Consider the following 19455-nt stretch of genomic DNA (forward strand, 5'->3'; position numbering starts at 1 on the left):
GCTGCCTGTTGCTGATGTGCGGTACCATTTAATTTCAACTTTAGGCAGACGTTCGCCGGAAGTCAGTGCGTTATAGATAAGTGGCGAACACTTATCAAACACTTTGGTGATTTTCACTGGCTTGTGCACGCGCTGACCGGTTGGCTGGCCTGATTGCGGATCGCGAGGTAAAACAACCTGGTGCTCAAACGCTTCGACCAGTACTTCATCTTCATGACCTTCCTGAAAAATATTTCCAACTGAATCTTCTGTAAATGTACCCGCCGTGATCAGCCCTTGTTTTTCGCCTTCAATGCGCATATATGCAGGAGTTGGCATTCTTAATATCCTTTTTCTCTATAAGTGGGATTAAATTCACCTCAAAATAAGGTGATTGATATAGAGCAAAAGACATGCCACCAAATTAACTCATATTTTTCAGTCGTTTATATTCATTTATTTTTCTGATCATTGAAAATGATGAATCTCAACCTGATAATCAATAATTCATCATTGATTATCAATCAGTATTAGGAGAATGTAGACTTAATACAAAGCGAAAGGCAGGAGTTGAGATTAGTCGGTGATATACCGTGTAAAAAAGGTAACAAAAAGCCGGCGAATATCACCGGCTTTCAGATAGTAACTAGTTAGACTGTTTCTTAGTTATCGTTCAGACGAATACCATCGCGGTCGATGACAATCAGGCCTTTTTTGTACAAGCCACCGATGGTTTTCTTAAAGGTCGCTTTACTGGTACGAAAAGCTTCAAAAATCTCTTGTGGTGAAGATTTATCACTCAGTGGCATGAAGCCACCTTTTCGTTCCAGCGACGTTAAAATCTTATCAGCCAGATCATCAACTTTTCCACGACCCGCCTTCTGCAAAGATAAGCTAATCTTGCCATCCGGGCGAATCTCTTTGATATAAGCCTTCAGTTTCTTACCGATAAACAATTTACCAAAGGATTCTGTTTTGAAGATCAATCCCCAATGTTCGCCTTCAATCGCAGCTTTATAACCAAGATCGGTAATTTCAACAATGACGACTTTCACTTCCTGACCAATTTTATAATTAGCAGGCGTCTGATCTAGAAAACGGTTAAATTTAGTCGAACCTACAATACGGCCTGATGCTTTATCGGTGTAAACACGCAGCATCACATTCTCGCCTTCTTCTAGGCGACGACGCTGCTCGCTGAATGGTACAAGAAGATCTTTGCGCAATCCCCAATCAACGAAGGCACCGATAGCACTCACACCGACAACACGCAGCATCGCAAACTCACCAACTTGAGCTAACGGCTCTTCCGTTGTCGCTATAATCTCGTCTTCTGAGTCGAAGTAAATGAACACGTTCAGTTCATCACCCAGTTGCGTGCCAGCAGGAACAGAATTTTTCGGCAACAGGATATTACCGAAGTCTTCACCACCATCAAGAAATACGCCGAAATCAACTAACTTGACGACTTCTAATGTGTTGTATTGTCCAATTTTAATCATGAATCCGGCACTCTCTGAGTAAATATAAGTGATACTCTTATATGTCGGCATTAACCTCTTGCAATATAAGAGAAGCTCGCCATCCGAGTATCAATACGAACTTTGGTCGCGCATTATACGTGATGTTAGTTCAACGTGCCTGACCTATCTTCGGTTATTTGGCTAAATTTTATTCTATTGACAGAAAAGTTATGTCATTCAACTGATAATAACCGACTAAATAATCTAGAATTATAGGATATCCCACTCACAAGCAAAGGTATGAAAACGTAGTGATCACTGTTGAAAAAAAAGATGGACACAAAGTAAAGATTTCCCATGTAATTCAAGAAACCACTAATCGACAGCTTGATATGTACATTTTCGTACCCGGTGAACTTGGCCTGAACGCTAAGATCATCACTGAAGATGAATTTTACCACAATGCCATTCACGGCAAACGTACCTATTACAGTGACGTCAACCACCTGCCGCTTGTTCACAGCCGCCTGGCCAGCAGAGGTAAGCTTTCTATCGAGCAGTACCGCTTAAGTTTAAGTCTGTATGCCTATCAGTATGCGCTGGCATTAGAAGAGACTACCCAACAGCTGCTGGAAGATAAACAGGAACGCACGCTGGAGGAAGTCGAAGAGGTTGTTCAACTAGCCATTAGGATCCTAAAAAGGTTACGACGTAGCATACCGACAGATGAAAAGCTGCTCAAGTATTACGAGAATATCGATAACTATCTGTCATGGTTCACAGAGCAGCGTTGTTTATCATTAGTCGCCCACCTACCTCGTGGTAATAGTTACGCCGACATAAAAAATCTGCTGCTTGATACCTGTGCGAGCGAGGCCGAGCATCGCAGAAAGCATAGCTACAATTCAACCAAAGCAATGCAAGATCAAACCCGAATGTCCAATAAAATGCGACTTCTGCGGCGCTTGATTGAATACCCGGTCACGATGAAAGAAACAACCATCGAATTAGGAAACAACATCAAAAAAGTGGTTACCGCTGTTGCAACCGGGATTGTGATGATATTCGTCACTATGATGCTGATAAAAGCCCGTGGCGTCCTCGGCGATATTACCGCCTCTTTTATTCTGGTGATCTCTGTTATTTATGCTGCGCGTGAAGTGTTTAAAGACGACCTGAAGAAAATGTTGTGGCGCTGGGTGCGAAAAGGCAAGCCGAAGTGGCGAAAACAATTTTTCGATACCAATAACGGACGTCTGATTGGCCGTCAGTTAGAGTGGCTGGAATACAGTAGTTATAATGCGCTGAGCTCCGAAATTAAAGCCGTCCGAAAACACAAAGTCTCACAACGAGAAGAAACGGTGCTTCACTACAAGAGCACCACACGCATGTCGCCGACGAAGTTTTTGAGTGGTTATGAACAAACCCGAGAATCCATTATGCTTGACCTTCGTATTCTCTCAAGCTTGATGGAAAAAGGATCGCAACGGATCTACCAATTAAAAGAAGGCCAAGTCACTAAAGAATCGGTTGAAAAACGCCATTTGATCAACCTTATCACCAAAGAAACCGATGAAGATAATACCGTTCGTATTCAACGTTGGAAGATCATAATGAACCGTTCTAAAATCGTTGATATCGAAATGATCACGGAAGACTAGCGTCCGAGTCTTGCCTCCTGCAACGCATCCTCTTGTCCAGCACCACCCGTTCCCCCTATTATTAGATATATACCCCGGTGATCTCAAGATGTGGTGGCTGGGTATATACCCTTACTTTTTGTCCCTTGTTAGCCAGCGATAAATTGTTATTCTTGCATCAATAGCACCCACTTATACGCCAACAAGGCAGGGACCGATGCGAACGTTATCTGAATTAGTTTTTCACAATACTTACAGTGAGCTTCCCAAAGCCTTTGGTTGCTTAGTCACACCGCAACCGCTAGACAATCCATTTCTGGTGAGTGTGAACCCTCAAGTGTGTGAGTTGCTAGAATTGGATCCGCGGCAAGCAAACACGCCGTGTTTTATCAATGTGTTTACTGGCAACAGCGCATTTTCAGGTTTTTCACCGTTGGCGATGAAATACACCGGCCATCAGTTTGGCCAATACAATCCGGACCTCGGCGACGGGCGCGGTTTGCTTATGGGTGAAGTGCTCACCTCTACAGGGAAAAAATGGGATATTCACTTAAAAGGTTCAGGCATGACCCCTTATTCTCGTCAAGGCGACGGGCGTGCCGTGCTGCGTTCAAGCATCCGGGAATACCTGGCCTGTGCCGCCATGCAGGGATTAGGCATTAAAACCACCCATGCACTCGCCATTTTAGGCAGCACGACCCCGGTTTATCGCGAGAAGGTGGAACGTGGTGCAACGCTGATCCGTGTTGCTGAAAGCCATCTCCGCTTCGGCCACTTCGAGTACCTGTTTTACACCGGCCAGCATGCTGAACTGAAACTTCTCGCCGATTATTTGATCAAACATCATTTTGATGATTTGTACGTTCAGCAGGAATTGCTTATCCACGGCAAAACGGACGAGCATGAAACAGAAGTAACCCATAAGAAAATTTACGCTGCAATGTTTCAGCGTATCGTCGATCTGACGGCGACCATGATCGCCAACTGGCAAGCCGCCGGCTTTGCCCACGGAGTAATGAATACCGATAATATGTCCGTACTGGGCCTGACGTTTGATTATGGGCCGTATGCTTTTCTTGATAACTACGACCCGGGCTTTATCTGCAACCACTCAGATTACAGCGGCCGCTATGCGTTTAATCAGCAGCCCTCGATTGCCTTGTGGAACCTTTCGGCATTAGGTTATGCGCTGAGCCCGTTAGTCGAGAAAGAAGCGATTGATCAATCACTGCAAGGCTATCAGGTAAAGCTACAGCAACAATACAGTGTCAATATGCGCCGCAAACTAGGATTAATCGAAAAGCGAGAGGAGGATACGGTCTTATTTTCAAGTCTTTTTGACCTGTTGAAATCACAAGATGTCGATTACACACTGTTTTTTAGGATCTTATCTGACATTCCATCACATGCATTATCTGCAAGTACTGACCGTTTTGGTGATCTGTTTGACTGCCCCCGTTCACTCAACACCTGGCTAACAGCTTATGCAACACGCCTTAGTTTCGAAAAAAAACCTTTTACTACCGATCAAAAGCAAGACGATGAACAACGATTATTGCGGATGAAAAAACACAATCCGAAATTCATCTTACGCAACTACCTGGCGCAGCAAGCAATCGAAAAAGCACAAGATGGCGACTTCTTAATGATTGAGCAGCTGTTACAGGTACTGAGCACCCCTTTTGACGAGCACCCCGACTTTAATGAATTCGCGGCTAAACCGCCATACTGGAGCAAAGAACTAGCGATAAGTTGTTCATCATAGTTAGCAGGAATAAAAAAAATGCCACTCAGTTTCCTGGCTGGCATTGATGTTTTGCTGTTTTCTTAATGTACCCTACGCGACTATAATTTCAGCCTACTGGCTAATCACCGTATCGATCCCCTGTTCAAGCAGCCACTTCTGTAATTTTGGGGACTGGCGTATAAAATGGCTGACAACGTCGCAAGGTTTACCTGCCGTTTCAGCCGCTTTCAAAGCTTGAAATACAAATAACAAGACCGCTTCATTTTGATCATCGTGAAGATAATTCAAAGACTCATGATGCAGATCTAAACCTAAAGCAAACTGCCCTATCTGATCAATATCAACCACCATACCATCGAAATACTGCAGGAATTTTTCTGCCAGCACCGCATTTCCTGGCAGCTCGCACATCATATGTACTTTTAAGCCTTGAGCCCCTCGGCACAACCCTTGCTCAGCCAGCAAGTCAATGATGGTTGCTGATTCACTAAACGTTCGAACAAAAGGAATCACCAATTCAATATTGGTCATACCTTCTACATTTCGGGCACGCTTGATCACTTCACATTCAAGTTCAAAGCTAACACGATGTGCTTTCTCTGCGAAACGAGATACACCGCGTAAACCGATAACCGGATTCACTTCTTTTGCTTCAAGCTCACTGCCGAATAACCCTTCACGAGTATGCGAATCTGCCCCGGACAGCCTCACTTTAAGCGGTTTCCCCTGCATTTTTTGTGCGGCAATAACCAGCACTTTTGTTAGTTCTGCCACATAATATTCAGCAGGTGTTTTATATTCACCAGCGCGTTTCAACACTTCTTGCTGCCGCTGCTCATCGAGCTTATGCGTATCGGCAATTGCATAAGGATGTACCCCAATAATGGCATGACCTAAGTCATCCATTGAAACCAATCCAATCGCGGGGGATTCTTTCTCTAACAGAGAAGCATCTACTAACAATTCTGAGTAACTAAGTTCAGACTGAGCTTTATTTGTCATAAGGCACCAATACAACCATGCTAAAATGTGCGTGAGTGTTAAGAGCCATCAAAAGTACGCTCAACACCAGAAATTAAGGAAGCCATACTATACATGTTCAAAATGCCATATAAAATCACATAAAATGCATCAATACACGATTTTAACGCTAAAACCCACAGAGAATACCGAGGTGGATTCAGCATAGATTACTTGGCATAAGTACTTGTTAACTACCCTTTACCTGACCTTACTGTTTCAGTATTATTGAAGCAAGCAGAAAAATCACCATTGCAAAAATATTCAATCCTCGCTAACAACATACAGCTGATAACCAATCTCCTTCATATGGCATCATTATGACTCTAACAATATACTTATCTGTTGAAAGAGATTGCCATTCATATAGGTTCGCATTAAATCTCCAGGGGAATTGCTCAATCTCATGTCTTGAGATGGTTTGGGTAACATTGTTTTACGCTTAGATTTCTGCCAGTTACTGACGATTGACTATCAATGCAGCATCTATCTTTAACAAAGCCTTCAATTCAGTCAAAAACCTAAGACATATCACAAGTTTGGTTTATTCCTGCGGACTTTTGGGCTATCTTAACGCGTCGTTATTTTGAAGATACCAAGGTAGGCAAACGTATTATGCCAATGAAAACAGATGAACTCCGTACCGTTAGCCTAGGGTTAATGCCAACCCCTGCAGAAATAGAAGCAGCCTTTCCAATTACTGATGAAATCGCTGAGCACATCGCTCAGTCTCGTCGTCAGGTAGAAGCTATTCTGACTGGGCAAGATTCTCGTCTTCTGGTTATTGTTGGTCCTTGTTCTGTACACGATACTGATGCTGCGATGGATTACGCGAAGCGGCTTGTTGCCATCCAGGACAAATACAAAGATGAACTTTGTATTGTAATGCGTACCTATTTTGAAAAGCCCCGCACCGTTGTTGGCTGGAAAGGGCTCGTCTCTGACCCACATTTAGACGGCAGCCTTGACCTAGTTACCGGCCTTCAGAAAGCCCGTAAGCTATTGGTTGATATCAACGCGCTGGGCCTTGCGACGGCGACAGAATTTCTGGATATGATCACCGGCCAGTATCTGGCTGATTTGATCACATGGGGTGCCATTGGTGCCCGTACGACTGAGTCACAGATTCACCGCGAAATGGCCTCTGCCCTTTCTTGCCCGGTTGGTTTTAAAAATGGCACTGACGGCAATATCAAAATAGCCGTTGATGCTATTCGAGCAACGCGTGAATCTCACCTATTCTGCTCACCGGCGAAAAATGGTCAAATGACAATTTATCGCACTGCGGGTAACCCTTATGGTCACGTGATCCTGCGTGGCGGTAAAATGCCAAACTACCACCAGCAAGATGTTTCTGCAGCATGTGATACCTTAGCCTCTTTTGACCTGCCAACGCGTCTTGTTGTCGATTTCAGTCATGGCAACTGCCAGAAACAACATAAGCGCCAGTTGGATGTTGCCGCTGATGTTTGTGCCCAAATCAAGAGTGGCAGTAATTACATTGCCGGAATTATGGCTGAGAGCTTTATTGAAGAAGGTAATCAATCCGTAATTCCAGGCAAAGAAAAAGAACTCGTTTACGGTCAGTCAATTACCGATCCTTGTGTAAACTGGAATGATACCGTAACCATGCTAGACATGCTTGCTGACGCCGTTAAAAGCCGTAAGTAAGATTGCTATTTTTAGATACAACGCATCAAGCGATGTATCTATTATTTTTGCTAAAATATTGTAAGCAAAAAGCTAACCAATAGATTAACAACTAAGGTTGATGACATGCCATCTTTTGATATTATTTCTGACGTTGATTTCGTTGAAATCAGAAATGCCGTAGACAACGCAAATCGCGAACTTGAAACTCGTTTTGATTTCCGTGGTGTTGATGCAAGCTTCAAACTAGAAAAAGAAGTAGTAAAAATCACTACCGAATCTGATTTTCAGCTTACTCAGCTCGTCGCAATCCTCCGGAGTAATCTTGCTAAACGTTTTGTTGATGCTCAATCAATGGAGCAAAAAGACACGGTTCGTACTGGCAAATCATTCGCTTGTAACATCGAATTTAAGCAAGGCGTTGAAACAGCGACCGCAAAAAAACTTGTTAAAGCAATTAAAGATGCGAAACTTAAAGTTCAAGCCGCTATTCAAGGCGACAAAATACGCGTAACGGGTAAAAAACGAGATGATCTGCAAGCCGCGATGGCACTTGTCCGTGAAGCAGATCTGGGCCAACCGTTCCAGTTTGACAATTTCCGCGACTAATCTGCCGCAGCGAGATTAACTTGGCCCAACGGTATACACAGGAAGGCATCTTGCCTTCCTTCTGTTTATATCCAAACTATTCATACTCTTTATTGCTCAGTTTGCTAAAGTAAATCAATAACAGAGCCTAAATTGAACAGCGCCAGTCCATGTATATTGACCGCAATTCCCAGTACGATAACCCTCTGATTTGGCCCATGATCAGTATTCTGAAAGTCAAACCCACCGGCTGGATGATTCATACCCTGTCAGAAGAGCTGAAAAACCAAGGCATACTAAGCGCATTAGATGACGACCCGAACAAAGACCTGTTTAAACGTAACTTCTTACTCATGAATGCGTTATATCAATTGCAGGAAATACTGCTGCCTGACCAATGGCTACAAGCCCGGGCGGTGGACATCCAACTGTTAAACAACCTTTCTTCTGATAACCATCACCTCGATCTCAACGACCCTTTGCGTGAGTATTACTTAGATTGGCGTAACTACAATGCCGATCTGGCTACCATTGAAGGTTTGTTATCCTCTTTCTGGAAACGCTATCAACACTATATTGGCTCTGAAAAAGAGTACAACCACTCCGGTCAGCACTATTTTAATACACATACACAATCGACTATCGGGCCGCATCATCAGGATCTGGCAATCTTAGAGCTGACCAAAGATGCGAAACCAGAAGAGATCCGCCGGCAATGGCGAAAAATGGCTTTAAGATGGCACCCGGATCGGCCAAATGGCAATGCCGGAAAATTTCGCACGGTATGTGAAGCCTGGCAACGTATACAACACTATTTATAAGTGCGATTCGCCAGTCCCCGTCATCTACGCTCCCTGACCGACAACAAAACTTAATCAGTTTTTTCTAATAAGCTGTTCATCTCCGCTGGCTGTTAACCTGCCCGCACACCCTCTAAACTGATTGTATTCTCTCAGAATCAAACCCTGAGTCAGGCTTTAGGAGGTCATCATGGCGATTAGGCGTATCCAACAAATCATTCAGTCTCACCCATCTTCAGATGGTGATGGTGTCAAAATTCAGCGTGTTCACGGTTTTGATAACACGCTATTTTCACCCTTTTTAATGATTGATGAACTCAAATCTGACAACGCCGACGATTATATCGGTGGATTTCCCCCACATCCGCACCGCGGCATCGAAACCCTGACCTATATGTTACATGGTCATTTCCAGCATAAAGACCATATGGGCAACACCGGGGAACTTCATGATGGTGGTGCACAGTGGATGTCGGCCGGAAAAGGGGTCATTCACAGTGAAATGCCGGTGATGACCGATGGCAAGCTCCACGGCTTCCAGATTTGGATAAACCTGCCTGCAGCAAAGAAAATGCAGCCTGCGCAATACCACGACTTTCAGCCAGCAGTGATCACAGAAAAAGCACTCAATGAAAATAACCTGATCCGGGTCATTTCGGGTGACTTAACCATTAAGGGGGAAACTCTGACCGGACCGCTCCAGAAGACAGGCGTACCCACCACGATTGCTGACTGGCAAGCCGCGGCAGGTGAACAATTCCGAAGCTGTCTGAATCCAGATTTTCAGGCCTTACTTTACGTTTATAAGGGTGAAATTGAAGTGGAAGGTGCGAGAGTACAAGCGGGTCAACTGGCCCTGCTTGATCAAGGAGAAGGCTTGTCGTTAGCGGCAACAGACGATAGCGGTGTGTTACTTCTTTCTGGCATTCCAATCGATGAACCCGTTGTTCATTATGGTCCTTTCGTCATGAATTCGATGGAAGAGATCAATCAGGCTATTTCTGATTATCAGAACGGAAAATTTGTTGCTGAGTGATATTCTTGATCTGCGCAATTATAAACGACAAAGCCCACTTCCGTGGGCTTTGACTTATCTCAATATCAATAAATCATATCATTAATCATACAGCGAGGCTTCGCCTTCCGGACGGGTTTTAAAGCGGCGATGTAACCACATATATTGTTCCGGCGCCTGCATGATCGACTGTTCAACCACCTTATTGATATAGACCGCAGCAGCATCCGGATCGTTATGCGGAAAGCCCTCTAACGGCGGAAACATCGTTAAGGTGTATTGACCGGAATCAGTATTGCGTACCATAGAAAATGGAACAACAGCACAATCGGATGCATCGACTAACAAACTGGTTCCCGTTGTAGTACAGGCATTTTCTACCGCGAACAGTGGTGCAAATGTTGAACGGCGGCGACCATAGTCATGATCGGGGGCATACCAGACACGCTCCCCTCGACGTAACATACGCAGCATCTCTTTGACGTCTTTACGATCAATCAATGTCCGGTTCGAACGCGATCGGCCTTTATACTGAAAATAGTCAAAACAAGGATTGTTGTTAGGGCGGTAAACGCCCATGCCTGACATTTGTATTCCAAAAGCCCGAGCGGCTATTTCCAGGTTCATGGAATGAACAGCAACCAGCAGCGCACCTTTACCATCCTGATCCAGTTTCGTCATATGCTCCATGCCCTCGATAGTCACATGACGATTAACCCGAAAGTCAGGCCAGAACCAAGCCATACCTGTCTCGAATAATGCCAGGCCGGTATTATCAATATTCTTTTTTATCAGCGCGTCACGCTCACCATCAGGCATGTCAGGGAAACAGAGTTCTAAATTACGTTTAATAATTTTACGTCTTTTCTTCATCAGGCGAATAGCTAATCGGCCTATAACCTGCCCCATGCGAAACTGAATAAAATATGGCAACCAGCTGATCAAATACATTACCGCGATCAGGATCAGTGTCAGCCAGTAGCGCGGATGCAGAAACGCTTTGCTAAACGTGGGTGGCGTAAATTTGCTCATAGTGAGAAAAACATTACCTTACTTGTTATTGTGGTAAGTCGAACATGAAGAATAAAGTGGATGTTCATGCTTATGAAAAACGGCACATTATATACCCAAACCACCCTCTTATTAAACCTTGAGGCTATTTACTTCCTCTTGTAAATTGTCTGCAAGAGCCACTAAAGCCGGGATGAAGCCGATGTCGGCTCATCGCCGGTAGGCGTTTAATCAGAGATATCATTAATATGGGCTATATAATGTTACTCTGTATTCAGAATAATCTGGACATTTCCCCCATAACCGTACAGATAAAAGGATCGGAATACCCTATCATGACGACCATCAGCAAAACCAAATCGAGCTATTACCGTCGTTTATACATTGCACATTTAATAGAGAAGGGTATTGCCACCGTTCCCGCAATTATTGACTATACCGGTATGCCAAGGCGAACCGCACAAGACACGATAAAAAGCCTGTCTGAACTGGATATTATCTGTATATTTAACCAAACCAAAGGTGAACGAAACCGTAGCGGACAGTATAAGATCATTGATTGGGGGGCGATCAACAAACACTGGGTTGCAGAACACATGACAGACATTAAAGCCGCATTAGACTACCCATAAAGCGGGAAGCGAAAGACTCGCTACACGACACAAGTTCCTCGTTCCAAAAAACTAGCGACTCCGCGCATAAACCAATACACTCGCCTGCTGAAACAGAGTACAAGGCACTCATATCTCGATGAATAAGGTTTTGCATTGGAATTATTAACGCTTGATTTTCTTGGCCGGCCATTACGCCTGGAAGGATCGATGGCTGGCTGGCAGCAACTCTTCTGGGATAACACCCTGGTATCTCAGCTTGATGCGAATGCAGCGCACAGCGATCCTCACGTTCATGAATTTGAGCTCAGCAATGGTGAAAAAACGATAAATTGCCGGTTGGATATCGCTCTGAGCTGGCAGCCATTTCTTATCGAATATAGCGTCAGAGCCAATGATCAAGTCATTGCCGACGGCTCTCGCAATGAAAAAGACATCGAACAACAAACACCCAGTACCGCGCCGACATCCGAACGTAAATTCAGCCTGATTGGTCTTGTCTCTTTAGGCATGAAAGCATTAAAAAGTGCCAAAATCATCAAAGGGGTGTTGGCAGTAACCAGCTTGGCGGCTTATTCATGGCTGTTTTCGGTGCAGTTTGCCCTGGCGCTAGTCGCTTGCCTGGTCTTCCACGAATACGGTCATATCCGCGCAATGAAGTACTTTGGAATGAAAACCAAAGGCATCTATTTAATCCCCTTTCTGGGTGGCTTGGCCCTGAGTGACGAAAAAATCAACACTCGCTGGCAAGATGTGGTTATCTCGATAATGGGCCCGCTCTTTGGTCTGATAATGTCGTTGCTATGCATCGTGGCGTACTGGATCACCGGCGAAATGTTCTTTGCCGGACTTGCCGTATTCAACGCCCTGCTAAACCTGTTTAACCTGCTGCCCATTCTGCCGCTCGATGGTGGTCACGTCCTGAAAAGCATCAGCTTTTCAATGAACAGTAAAATCGGTATTGCCCTGTGTGCTTTAGCGGCTATTGGCGGGGTGATCATAAGCTACCAGTTGGAACTGACCCTATTTGGTTTCCTGCTGGTTATGGGCAGTATTGAAATCTTGTTTGAATGGAAATACCGCCATCAAAGTCACCTGCTTCCATTGAATCGTTATGGTCAGGTTTTCTCTTTTGTCTGGTATATCGGATTAGTGAGTTCGCTGGTAGGTATTATCTGGTATTTCGCCGGTACAGGAGACGCCATGCTCGGCTTGCCGCTGCAGGTATTGGGCTCTTAGGGGAAAATATCCAGGTTCTAGTGGCAAGTATCTGGAATCTAGGGACGAGAACCGAGTAACTCGGTTCTCGTCCCTAGATTATTATTTCTTCTTTTCCATCATCGCTTTCAGATCTGCGAATGGATTAAACGTCGCGGCTTCATGATCATCGCCACCTGCTTTGATCACACTGCCGGTTTGCTGATCATGTTCTGTGTATTTTTCATGCTCATGGTCATGACAGAAAAGGCACAACAATTCCCAGTTACTTCCATCTGCCGGATTATTGGTGTGATCATGGTCAACATGGTGAACCGTCAGTTCACGAAGGTTTGAATAGACAAATTCTCTAGAACAACGACCACATACCCACGGATAGAGCTTTAATGCTTTCTCTCGGTAACCTTGCTCCTGACGAGCATAGCTGGCACTGGTGCCATAAATATCAGATGACATATTTAGCCTGTAATTTCGGTAGTACTTGATTTAGTTTAACTGATTTCCCTCTACAATACCTGACCAAGTACACAATGTTGATACACAATTAATGCCTTTAAACGGGTAACAACATATATTCTGACAATAACATAATGCCTACTGCTGCATACTCAAACGGTATAGCTTAGGCGTCAGCCATGGTAAAAGGCTGGATTGACTGTAAAATAAACTAAGGCGACGATTCTTCTTGCTTTTTGGGTGATAAATACTTGCAGCTTAGATGTAATACGACATGATTATGTTAGTATTCTGCCCAAATTGTTCATAGTGAATCGATTTTTCACTGTTAAGAGTAAATGAATATGGCTTTTGATTTTTCTAATATGACTGTTGATCTATCGGCAATCCCTACTACCATCGATATGGGCCATGCATGGCTGGGTGGTTTTGTATTAATTTTACTGGCTCTCTATATTGCTAAAAAAGGCAAACCAGTTGAAGTGGAAAAAATTGTCGAGAAACCAGTCGAAGTAGAGAAAATCGTTGAGATTGAAAAACCTGTCGAGAAAATTGTAGAAGTAGAAAAGATCGTAGAAAAAATCGTTGAAGTTGAGCCAAAACTGAAAACGGCTACGCCTGATGCAGCACTTCAGCTACTGTCACTTCTGCAACAAGAAGCCCGTTTTATTGATTTCATGCAAGAAGACCTGAGAGGTTTTGCTGATGCTGAAATCGGTGCTGCTGCCCGTGTAATCCATGAAGGTGGCCAGAAAGTCCTAAACGAATACTTCCGCTTTGCCCCTGTTCGCACTGAAGACGAAGAAACGCGCATTACCCTGCCACAGGGCTTTAACGCCTCTGAAGTGCGTCTTACCGGTAATGTCGTTGGCGAAGCACCTTTCACCGGAACCCTTATTCATCGCGGCTGGAAAGTGACTGAAGTTAAACTGCCGAAACTGGCAGAAGGCCACGATGCAAATATTGTTGCCGCCGCTGAGGTAGAATTGTAATGCAAGACACACAAGAACATCGTTTTAGCGTTGGTATCGACTTAGGTACCACTCACTGCGTACTGTCTTATGTCGATCTGCAAGATGAAGAAGCGCAAGTAAGCGTCATGCCGATCGCTCAACTGACCACACCAGGTAATGTTGAAGAGAAAGATCAACTACCGTCATTCATGTATCAGGCTCACGAATCTGAGCTTGCAGAAGGCGATACAGCCCTGCCATGGAGCGCGCACCCCAATGCCATCGTCGGTGCAATGGCACGTACGCTTGGTAGTAAAACCCCGATTCGACTTATCGCCAGTGCAAAAAGCTGGTTATGCCATGGCGGTGTGAATCGCCGTGATGCCTTCCTGCCGCTGAACAGCCCGGAAGAAGTTGCAAAAGTGTCTCCTGTCGAAGCGACTCGCTGTTATCTTGCGCATCTGGCAGAGGCATGGAACAACCAACACCCGGATACGCCACTGTTTGATCAGGACGTCACAATCACGGTTCCGGCCTCTTTTGATCCGGCAGCACGTGACCTGACGGCAGAAGCAGCACGCAGCGTGGGCTTTAAGCACATGACGCTGCTGGAAGAACCACAGGCTGCGGTTTATAGCTGGCTGAAAAACAACCATGATACCTGGCGTGATCAAGTCACCGTGGGTGATGTGATCCTCGTGGTCGATATCGGTGGTGGTACCACTGACCTTTCTTTAGTCGCGGTAACCGAAGAAGAAGGTAACCTGACCCTGAACCGCGTCGCGGTTGGCGATCACATCCTGCTCGGTGGTGACAATATGGATCTGGCGCTGGCTTATCGTCTGAAGATGAAGCTGGCACAAGAAGGCAAACAACTTCAGCCTTGGCAGATCCAGGCTATTACCCACGCTTGCCGTGATGCCAAAGAAGCCCTGCTAAGTGATGCAGAACTTCAGGCTGTGCCGATTGTTGTGCCAAGCCGCGGTTCCAAGCTACTGGGTGGCACCCTGCAAACGGAACTGACACAAGAAGAAGTTCAGCAAACACTGGTTGAAGGTTTCTTCCCTCGCAATAGCATTGAAGAACATCCGGTAGAAATGCAGCGCGGCGCCCTGACTCAAATGGGCCTGCCCTATGCGCAAGATGCGGCTGTTTCTCGCCATGTTGCCGGGTTCCTAAGCCGTCAATCTTCAGCAGTTGATGAGCTGTTCGAAAAATACGACCAACTACACGAAGGCTTTATCCGCCCGACAGCTATCCTATTCAATGGCGGTGTACTGAAGTCTGAACTGCTGTCTGAGCGCCTGCTTTCAATCATCAACAACTGGCTGACCACTGCCGGTAATGAAGAAGCGAAGTTGCTGGAAGGTCTGGATCTTGATCTGGCGGTTGCAAGTGGTGCCTCTTACTACGGCTCTGTTCGCCGAGGTAAAGGTGTCCGTATCCGTGGTGGTATTGCAAGCAGCTACTACGTCGGTATCGAGAGCTCCATGCCAGCCATTCCGGGGATGGAACCACCTCTGGAAGCATTGTGTGTAGCACCGTTTGGTATGGAAGAAGGCACTCACGCTGAAGTGCCAAGCCAGGAGTTTGGTCTGGTTATTGGCCAGCCGGTGCAATTCAAATTCTTTGGTTCAACGGTGCGCCGTGAAGATCCTGCCGGTACCCATCTTGACTGGTGGCAACCGGAAGAGCTGGAAGAACTTCCGGCTATTCAGGTAACTCTCCCGGTTGCTGATGGCCGCACTGCTGGTGAAGTAGTTCCTGTTCGTCTTGCTTCCCATGTAACGGAACTCGGTACGCTATGCCTTGAAGCAATACCGACCGACGGCGGCCAGAAATGGCAGGTTGAATTCGACGTACGCGGAAAATAACTCCTACCTTATAACGGCGCATCTTGATGCGCCGTTATTTTTCGTTGTACCGTTATTCTGAAAGATATAAATATTACATTGAAGATATCATCCTGTAGGGAATTCACTGCCACCAGCGATATTCGGCTCTCAAAGCCATTCCGTAGTGAACGCCTGAATTCAGGATCAACTCTGGAGTAAACAATGTCTTCACCCGCTTCCCCGCGTTTTCTTGTTGGTATTGATTTAGGTACGACTCACACTGTTGTCGCCTATGCACCCATTAGTGACGATCTTGAATCCAGCCCAATAAGCATTTTTGAAATTGACCAGCTTATCGCACCCGGTGAAGTTGCCCGCAAGCCGCTGCTCCCCTCTTTTCGCTATCACCCCGCACCAGGGGAAATGAACCAAGCCGAATTAGTCTTGCCTTGGGATATTCAACCCGTCGCTGGTGAGATCCAAAGCGTGATCATCGGGGAATTTGCCCGTGAGCTTGGTGCAAGAGTAGAAGGCCGCCAGGTCGTCAGTGCCAAAAGCTGGTTATCCCATACCGGTGTTGACCGTACCGAGGCTATTTTGCCCTGGTCTACAAATAAAGGGTCCTCAAATAAGGGGGCTTCGAATAGCCTAAACACCAGCGTCGAGAAAGTTTCCCCTGTGGTTGCCAGTGCCAGCTATCTTAATCATGTACGTCAGGCATGGGACTATCACCACCGGGATGCGCTATTATGCGAACAGGAAGTGGTGATCACCGTTCCAGCTTCTTTCGACGAAGGGGCACGGGCATTAACACTAGAAGCGGCCGCTATGGCTGGCCTGCCAAACGTCCTGTTGTTAGAGGAGCCGCAAGCGGTTTGCTACGACTGGTACGCCCAAAATAAAGATCGGGCCGAAGAATTATTAAAAGACATTCCATTGCTGATGGTATGCGATGTCGGCGGTGGTACAACCGACCTTAGCCTGATCAAAGTCAGCACTAAAGACAACAAGCTGGCACTGGATCGTATCGGCGTCGGCGATCACCTGATGCTGGGCGGCGATAACCTGGATCTTGCCCTCGCCCATAAAGCAGAACAACGCCTGCATGGCAGTACAAAAAAACTCAGTGCAGCAGGCCTGTCAAAACTGATCCAGCAAACCCGTAAGGTTAAAGAACAATTACTCTCAGACAATGCGCCTGCAACGGCCAAGGTCACCTTATTGGGCAGTGGCTCGCGCTTGATAGGCGGTGCTAAAAGCATCGAGCTAACCCGTGAAGAAGTCCATGATATTGCGCTAGATGGCTTCTTCCCACTGACAGAGTTTACAGATCAACCCAGCCATCGCCAGGCTGCGGTAGTAGAATTCGGCCTGCCTTATGCTGCCGATCCGGCAATCAGCAAGCACCTTGCCCAGTTCATTGATCTGCACGCTGGCGTATGCCGTGAAGCCTTGGCAGACCATGAGGCGCTAACCACGGGTGACAGTAAATTAATTGAAGATCAGCCAATCATTCCTTCCGCTGTACTATTGAATGGCGGTGTGTTTAACAGCCCGTTGCTATCAAAGCGCGTGTTAAACATTTTCTCCAACTGGCGAGGTGACAGTGTCACTGAGTTGGAGAATCCACATCCCGACCTCGCCGTTGCCCATGGTGCCGTCGCCTACGCGAAAGCCCGTCATGGTGCCCAATTAAAAATCGGCGGAGGCTCTGCGCGTTCTTTCTTCTTAATGCTGGAAGATAAAAAGAAAAGCAAACAAGGCCTGTGTCTGCTGCCTAAAGGGATCGATGAAGGTACTGAAGTACGACTTGAACAGCGAAAATTTGCTCTCACTCTCGGTGAGCCTGTGCGCTTTAATCTGGTCTCTTCGACGGATGACAGCCATACCAAAATTGGTGAGCTTGTCACTTTTGATAATGACGGTGATAACGAAAGTTATGTCACCCTTCCTCCGTTCATTGCAACGCTTGAAAGCGAGCGAGATCGCGCCGAGCTTGCCGCTAACCAGAAAGATCGCGAAGAAGTGACCCTGGCCTGCCAGCTCACCGAAGTCGGTACTCTCCTGATCGAATGCGTTAGCGTAAGCGATGACAGAAAGCGCTGGAAAGTGGAGTTTGGTATTCGTAAAGATCTGGCGCGCTTAAATCGTAACAAAGGTGATTCCACCCTCGCCCAATCGATCCTTCCAGCCCGCATGGAAGAAGCTATTGACGTCATTAAGCTGGTATATGGTGGCAGTACCAAAAAGACCAACAGCAAAGCGATAAAAACGCTGCGTAACGATTTGGACAAGCTACTAGGCAAACGTGACACTTGGGAAACCCCATGCTTGCGGGCGCTGGCAGATACCCTGCTAGACAGCAAGAAACGTCGACGTCGTTCAGACATCCATGAAAGAAACTGGTTAAAGCTGACTGGCTTCACAATGCGGCCAGGTTTTGGTTATCCTTCTGATGAATGGCGTATGGAACAAATCTGGCCGCTCTATCAGCATGGTGTCCAGTTTAGCGATAATACCCAGACCTGGAGCGACTGGTGGACATTCTGGCGCCGTATCGCAGGTGGTCTGACTCAGGAACAGCAACTGGTGATCTTTAAAGATATTGCGAAGTACATCAGCCCGAGTGCAACGCGCAACAGTAAATTGAGCAAAGAGATGCAAGAGCGCAGTTATGAAGACATGGTACGTCTGGCAGCTTCTCTCGAGCATTTGCCGTTTGAAAACAAGCTGCAATTGATTGAATCAATCTTTGGCCGCTTACAAAAAGCGCAATATTCCCAGGCCCACTGGTGGGCAATCGGTCGTATCGCAACACGTAGCCCGTTCTACGGTAGCGCACATAACCTATTGTCTCCCCAGCATATCGCCTACTGCTTACCTGAGCTGATGGAATTCGACTGGCGTAAAGATCCTAATATTGCCTTTGCTGCGGTGATGATGTGTCGTATGACAGGTGACCGTACCTTAGATATCGATGAACAAAACCGCAAAAAAGTCATTGCCAAGCTAAAGGCCTGTAAAGCGCCGGAAAGCTGGATTCAAATGGTATCGGTAGTCAAAGTACTGACGGAAGCTGAAACCAGACGGGTATTTGGTGATGCCCTGCCAACGGGATTACGTTTGATTGATTAAGCTTACGTTAGGGTTAGCTTGTTACGCTACAGCGTCATAACAACGTTAAGCTTTAAGCGCATTTCTATACCTTTAAAGCTTACCAAAAATGAAGATTTTAGTGAGTAGAGCCATGAATCATTGCCAATTTCATTTAATTGCTCAACGTATCTTTAAATCCGAAGACCAGCGTACAGCCGTTGCTGCGGTGATCTTTGATGGATTATCAAGCTATGAAGCAGAAAAACGTTTTGACCTGCCCAAAGGTACACTTTCTCGTAATGTAAAAAAGTACCGGGATGAGGTAAATTACATCAAAAATGTCGCTGCAGCTTAATCGCTTTGTTTAGTTGCT

General features: G+C 45.9%; 17 protein-coding genes. 12 read left to right on the forward strand and 5 right to left on the reverse strand.

Features of this window, described 5'->3' with window-relative positions:
- Together R3289_RS00005 and R3289_RS00010 are read right to left on the reverse strand one after the other, a co-directional pair.
- Positions 1-318, reverse strand: a 318-nt coding sequence (locus tag R3289_RS00005; protein WP_318923164.1) for an Hcp family type VI secretion system effector, incomplete at its 3' end; no start/stop codon positions are given.
- Positions 319-641: 323 nt separating this feature from the next.
- Positions 642-1481 (reverse strand): S1 RNA-binding domain-containing protein, encoded by an 840-nt coding sequence (locus tag R3289_RS00010; protein ID WP_318923165.1) that lies wholly within the window; start codon positions 1479-1481, stop codon positions 642-644.
- Between the two features lie 272 nt (positions 1482-1753).
- On the opposite strand from R3289_RS00010, the gene R3289_RS00015 reads away from it, so the two are divergent.
- Positions 1754-3103, forward strand: a complete 1350-nt coding sequence (locus tag R3289_RS00015; RefSeq protein ID WP_318923166.1) for a hypothetical protein — start codon at positions 1754-1756, stop codon at positions 3101-3103.
- 196 nt (positions 3104-3299) lie between these two features.
- A complete protein-coding gene (locus R3289_RS00020) occupies positions 3300-4847 on the forward strand; it encodes a protein adenylyltransferase SelO (protein WP_318923167.1) in 1548 nt (515 codons plus the stop codon).
- Positions 4848-4940: 93 nt separating this feature from the next.
- Here R3289_RS00020 and R3289_RS00025 read toward each other — a convergent pair whose 3' ends face one another.
- The gene (locus tag R3289_RS00025) at positions 4941-5831 is read right to left on the reverse strand and encodes a putative PEP-binding protein (RefSeq protein WP_318923168.1); all 891 of its coding nucleotides are present in this window, start codon (positions 5829-5831) and stop codon (positions 4941-4943) included.
- A 633-nt stretch (positions 5832-6464) separates the two neighbouring features.
- Between R3289_RS00025 and R3289_RS00030 the strand changes: the two genes are divergently transcribed.
- The 4 genes from R3289_RS00030 (at position 6465) to R3289_RS00045 (ending at position 9923) form a co-directional block, all read left to right on the forward strand.
- Positions 6465-7520 (forward strand): 3-deoxy-7-phosphoheptulonate synthase, encoded by a 1056-nt coding sequence (locus R3289_RS00030; RefSeq protein WP_318923169.1) that lies wholly within the window; start codon positions 6465-6467, stop codon positions 7518-7520.
- Between the two features lie 105 nt (positions 7521-7625).
- A complete protein-coding gene (locus R3289_RS00035; RefSeq protein WP_318923170.1) occupies positions 7626-8108 on the forward strand; it encodes a YajQ family cyclic di-GMP-binding protein in 483 nt (160 codons plus the stop codon).
- A 149-nt stretch (positions 8109-8257) separates the two neighbouring features.
- Complete coding sequence (locus R3289_RS00040; RefSeq protein WP_318923171.1) at positions 8258-8908, forward strand: DNA-J related domain-containing protein; 651 nt, start codon at positions 8258-8260, stop codon at positions 8906-8908.
- 169 nt (positions 8909-9077) lie between these two features.
- A complete protein-coding gene (locus R3289_RS00045; RefSeq protein ID WP_318923172.1) occupies positions 9078-9923 on the forward strand; it encodes a pirin family protein in 846 nt (281 codons plus the stop codon).
- Positions 9924-10004: 81 nt separating this feature from the next.
- Here R3289_RS00045 and R3289_RS00050 read toward each other — a convergent pair whose 3' ends face one another.
- Positions 10005-10934 carry an LpxL/LpxP family Kdo(2)-lipid IV(A) lauroyl/palmitoleoyl acyltransferase gene (locus R3289_RS00050; RefSeq protein WP_318923173.1) on the reverse strand — a complete coding sequence of 310 codons (930 nt, stop codon included), beginning with the start codon at positions 10932-10934 and terminating at the stop codon, positions 10005-10007.
- A 314-nt stretch (positions 10935-11248) separates the two neighbouring features.
- Here R3289_RS00050 and R3289_RS00055 point away from each other — a divergent pair, with 314 nt between their 5' ends.
- Complete coding sequence (locus R3289_RS00055; RefSeq protein ID WP_318923174.1) at positions 11249-11545, forward strand: winged helix-turn-helix domain-containing protein; 297 nt, start codon at positions 11249-11251, stop codon at positions 11543-11545.
- Between the two features lie 135 nt (positions 11546-11680).
- Positions 11681-12763, forward strand: coding sequence for a site-2 protease family protein (locus R3289_RS00060; protein ID WP_318923175.1), 1083 nt, complete (start codon positions 11681-11683; stop codon positions 12761-12763).
- Positions 12764-12844: 81 nt separating this feature from the next.
- Here the strand turns inward: R3289_RS00060 and R3289_RS00065 are convergent, their stop codons facing one another.
- On the reverse strand, positions 12845-13198 hold the full coding sequence (locus tag R3289_RS00065; RefSeq protein WP_318923176.1) for a YajD family HNH nuclease: 354 nt from the start codon (positions 13196-13198) through the stop codon (positions 12845-12847).
- A gap of 365 nt (positions 13199-13563) precedes the next feature.
- Here R3289_RS00065 and R3289_RS00070 point away from each other — a divergent pair, with 365 nt between their 5' ends.
- The 4 genes from R3289_RS00070 to R3289_RS00085 all read left to right on the forward strand — a co-directional run bounded on the left by R3289_RS00070 (position 13564) and on the right by R3289_RS00085 (position 19437).
- The gene (locus tag R3289_RS00070; RefSeq protein WP_318923915.1) at positions 13564-14190 is read left to right on the forward strand and encodes a DUF2760 domain-containing protein; all 627 of its coding nucleotides are present in this window, start codon (positions 13564-13566) and stop codon (positions 14188-14190) included.
- Complete coding sequence (locus tag R3289_RS00075) at positions 14190-16025, forward strand: Hsp70 family protein (RefSeq protein WP_318923177.1); 1836 nt, start codon at positions 14190-14192, stop codon at positions 16023-16025. The genes R3289_RS00070 and R3289_RS00075 overlap by 1 nt, the downstream gene beginning before the upstream one ends.
- Before the next feature lie 183 nt (positions 16026-16208).
- Positions 16209-19121 carry an Hsp70 family protein gene (locus tag R3289_RS00080; protein ID WP_318923178.1) on the forward strand — a complete coding sequence of 971 codons (2913 nt, stop codon included), beginning with the start codon at positions 16209-16211 and terminating at the stop codon, positions 19119-19121.
- 100 nt (positions 19122-19221) lie between these two features.
- On the forward strand, positions 19222-19437 hold the full coding sequence (locus tag R3289_RS00085; protein WP_318923179.1) for a hypothetical protein: 216 nt from the start codon (positions 19222-19224) through the stop codon (positions 19435-19437).
- Positions 19438-19455 lie beyond the last annotated feature (18 nt).

It is taken from the genome of Photobacterium sp. (genome assembly GCF_033720175.1).
Taxonomy (GTDB): domain Bacteria; phylum Pseudomonadota; class Gammaproteobacteria; order Enterobacterales; family Vibrionaceae; genus Photobacterium.

Coding starts and splice junctions, on each gene's coding strand:
- R3289_RS00010 (WP_318923165.1), bottom strand. CDS start 1,481: ATGATTAAAATTGGACAATACAACACATTAGAAGTCGTCAAGTTAGTT.
- R3289_RS00020 (WP_318923167.1), top strand. CDS start 3,300: ATGCGAACGTTATCTGAATTAGTTTTTCACAATACTTACAGTGAGCTT.
- R3289_RS00025 (WP_318923168.1), bottom strand. CDS start 5,831: ATGACAAATAAAGCTCAGTCTGAACTTAGTTACTCAGAATTGTTAGTA.
- R3289_RS00030 (WP_318923169.1), top strand. CDS start 6,465: ATGCCAATGAAAACAGATGAACTCCGTACCGTTAGCCTAGGGTTAATG.
- R3289_RS00035 (WP_318923170.1), top strand. CDS start 7,626: ATGCCATCTTTTGATATTATTTCTGACGTTGATTTCGTTGAAATCAGA.
- R3289_RS00040 (WP_318923171.1), top strand. CDS start 8,258: ATGTATATTGACCGCAATTCCCAGTACGATAACCCTCTGATTTGGCCC.
- R3289_RS00045 (WP_318923172.1), top strand. CDS start 9,078: ATGGCGATTAGGCGTATCCAACAAATCATTCAGTCTCACCCATCTTCA.
- R3289_RS00050 (WP_318923173.1), bottom strand. CDS start 10,934: ATGAGCAAATTTACGCCACCCACGTTTAGCAAAGCGTTTCTGCATCCG.
- R3289_RS00055 (WP_318923174.1), top strand. CDS start 11,249: ATGACGACCATCAGCAAAACCAAATCGAGCTATTACCGTCGTTTATAC.
- R3289_RS00065 (WP_318923176.1), bottom strand. CDS start 13,198: ATGTCATCTGATATTTATGGCACCAGTGCCAGCTATGCTCGTCAGGAG.
- R3289_RS00070 (WP_318923915.1), top strand. CDS start 13,564: ATGACTGTTGATCTATCGGCAATCCCTACTACCATCGATATGGGCCAT.
- R3289_RS00075 (WP_318923177.1), top strand. CDS start 14,190: ATGCAAGACACACAAGAACATCGTTTTAGCGTTGGTATCGACTTAGGT.
- R3289_RS00080 (WP_318923178.1), top strand. CDS start 16,209: ATGTCTTCACCCGCTTCCCCGCGTTTTCTTGTTGGTATTGATTTAGGT.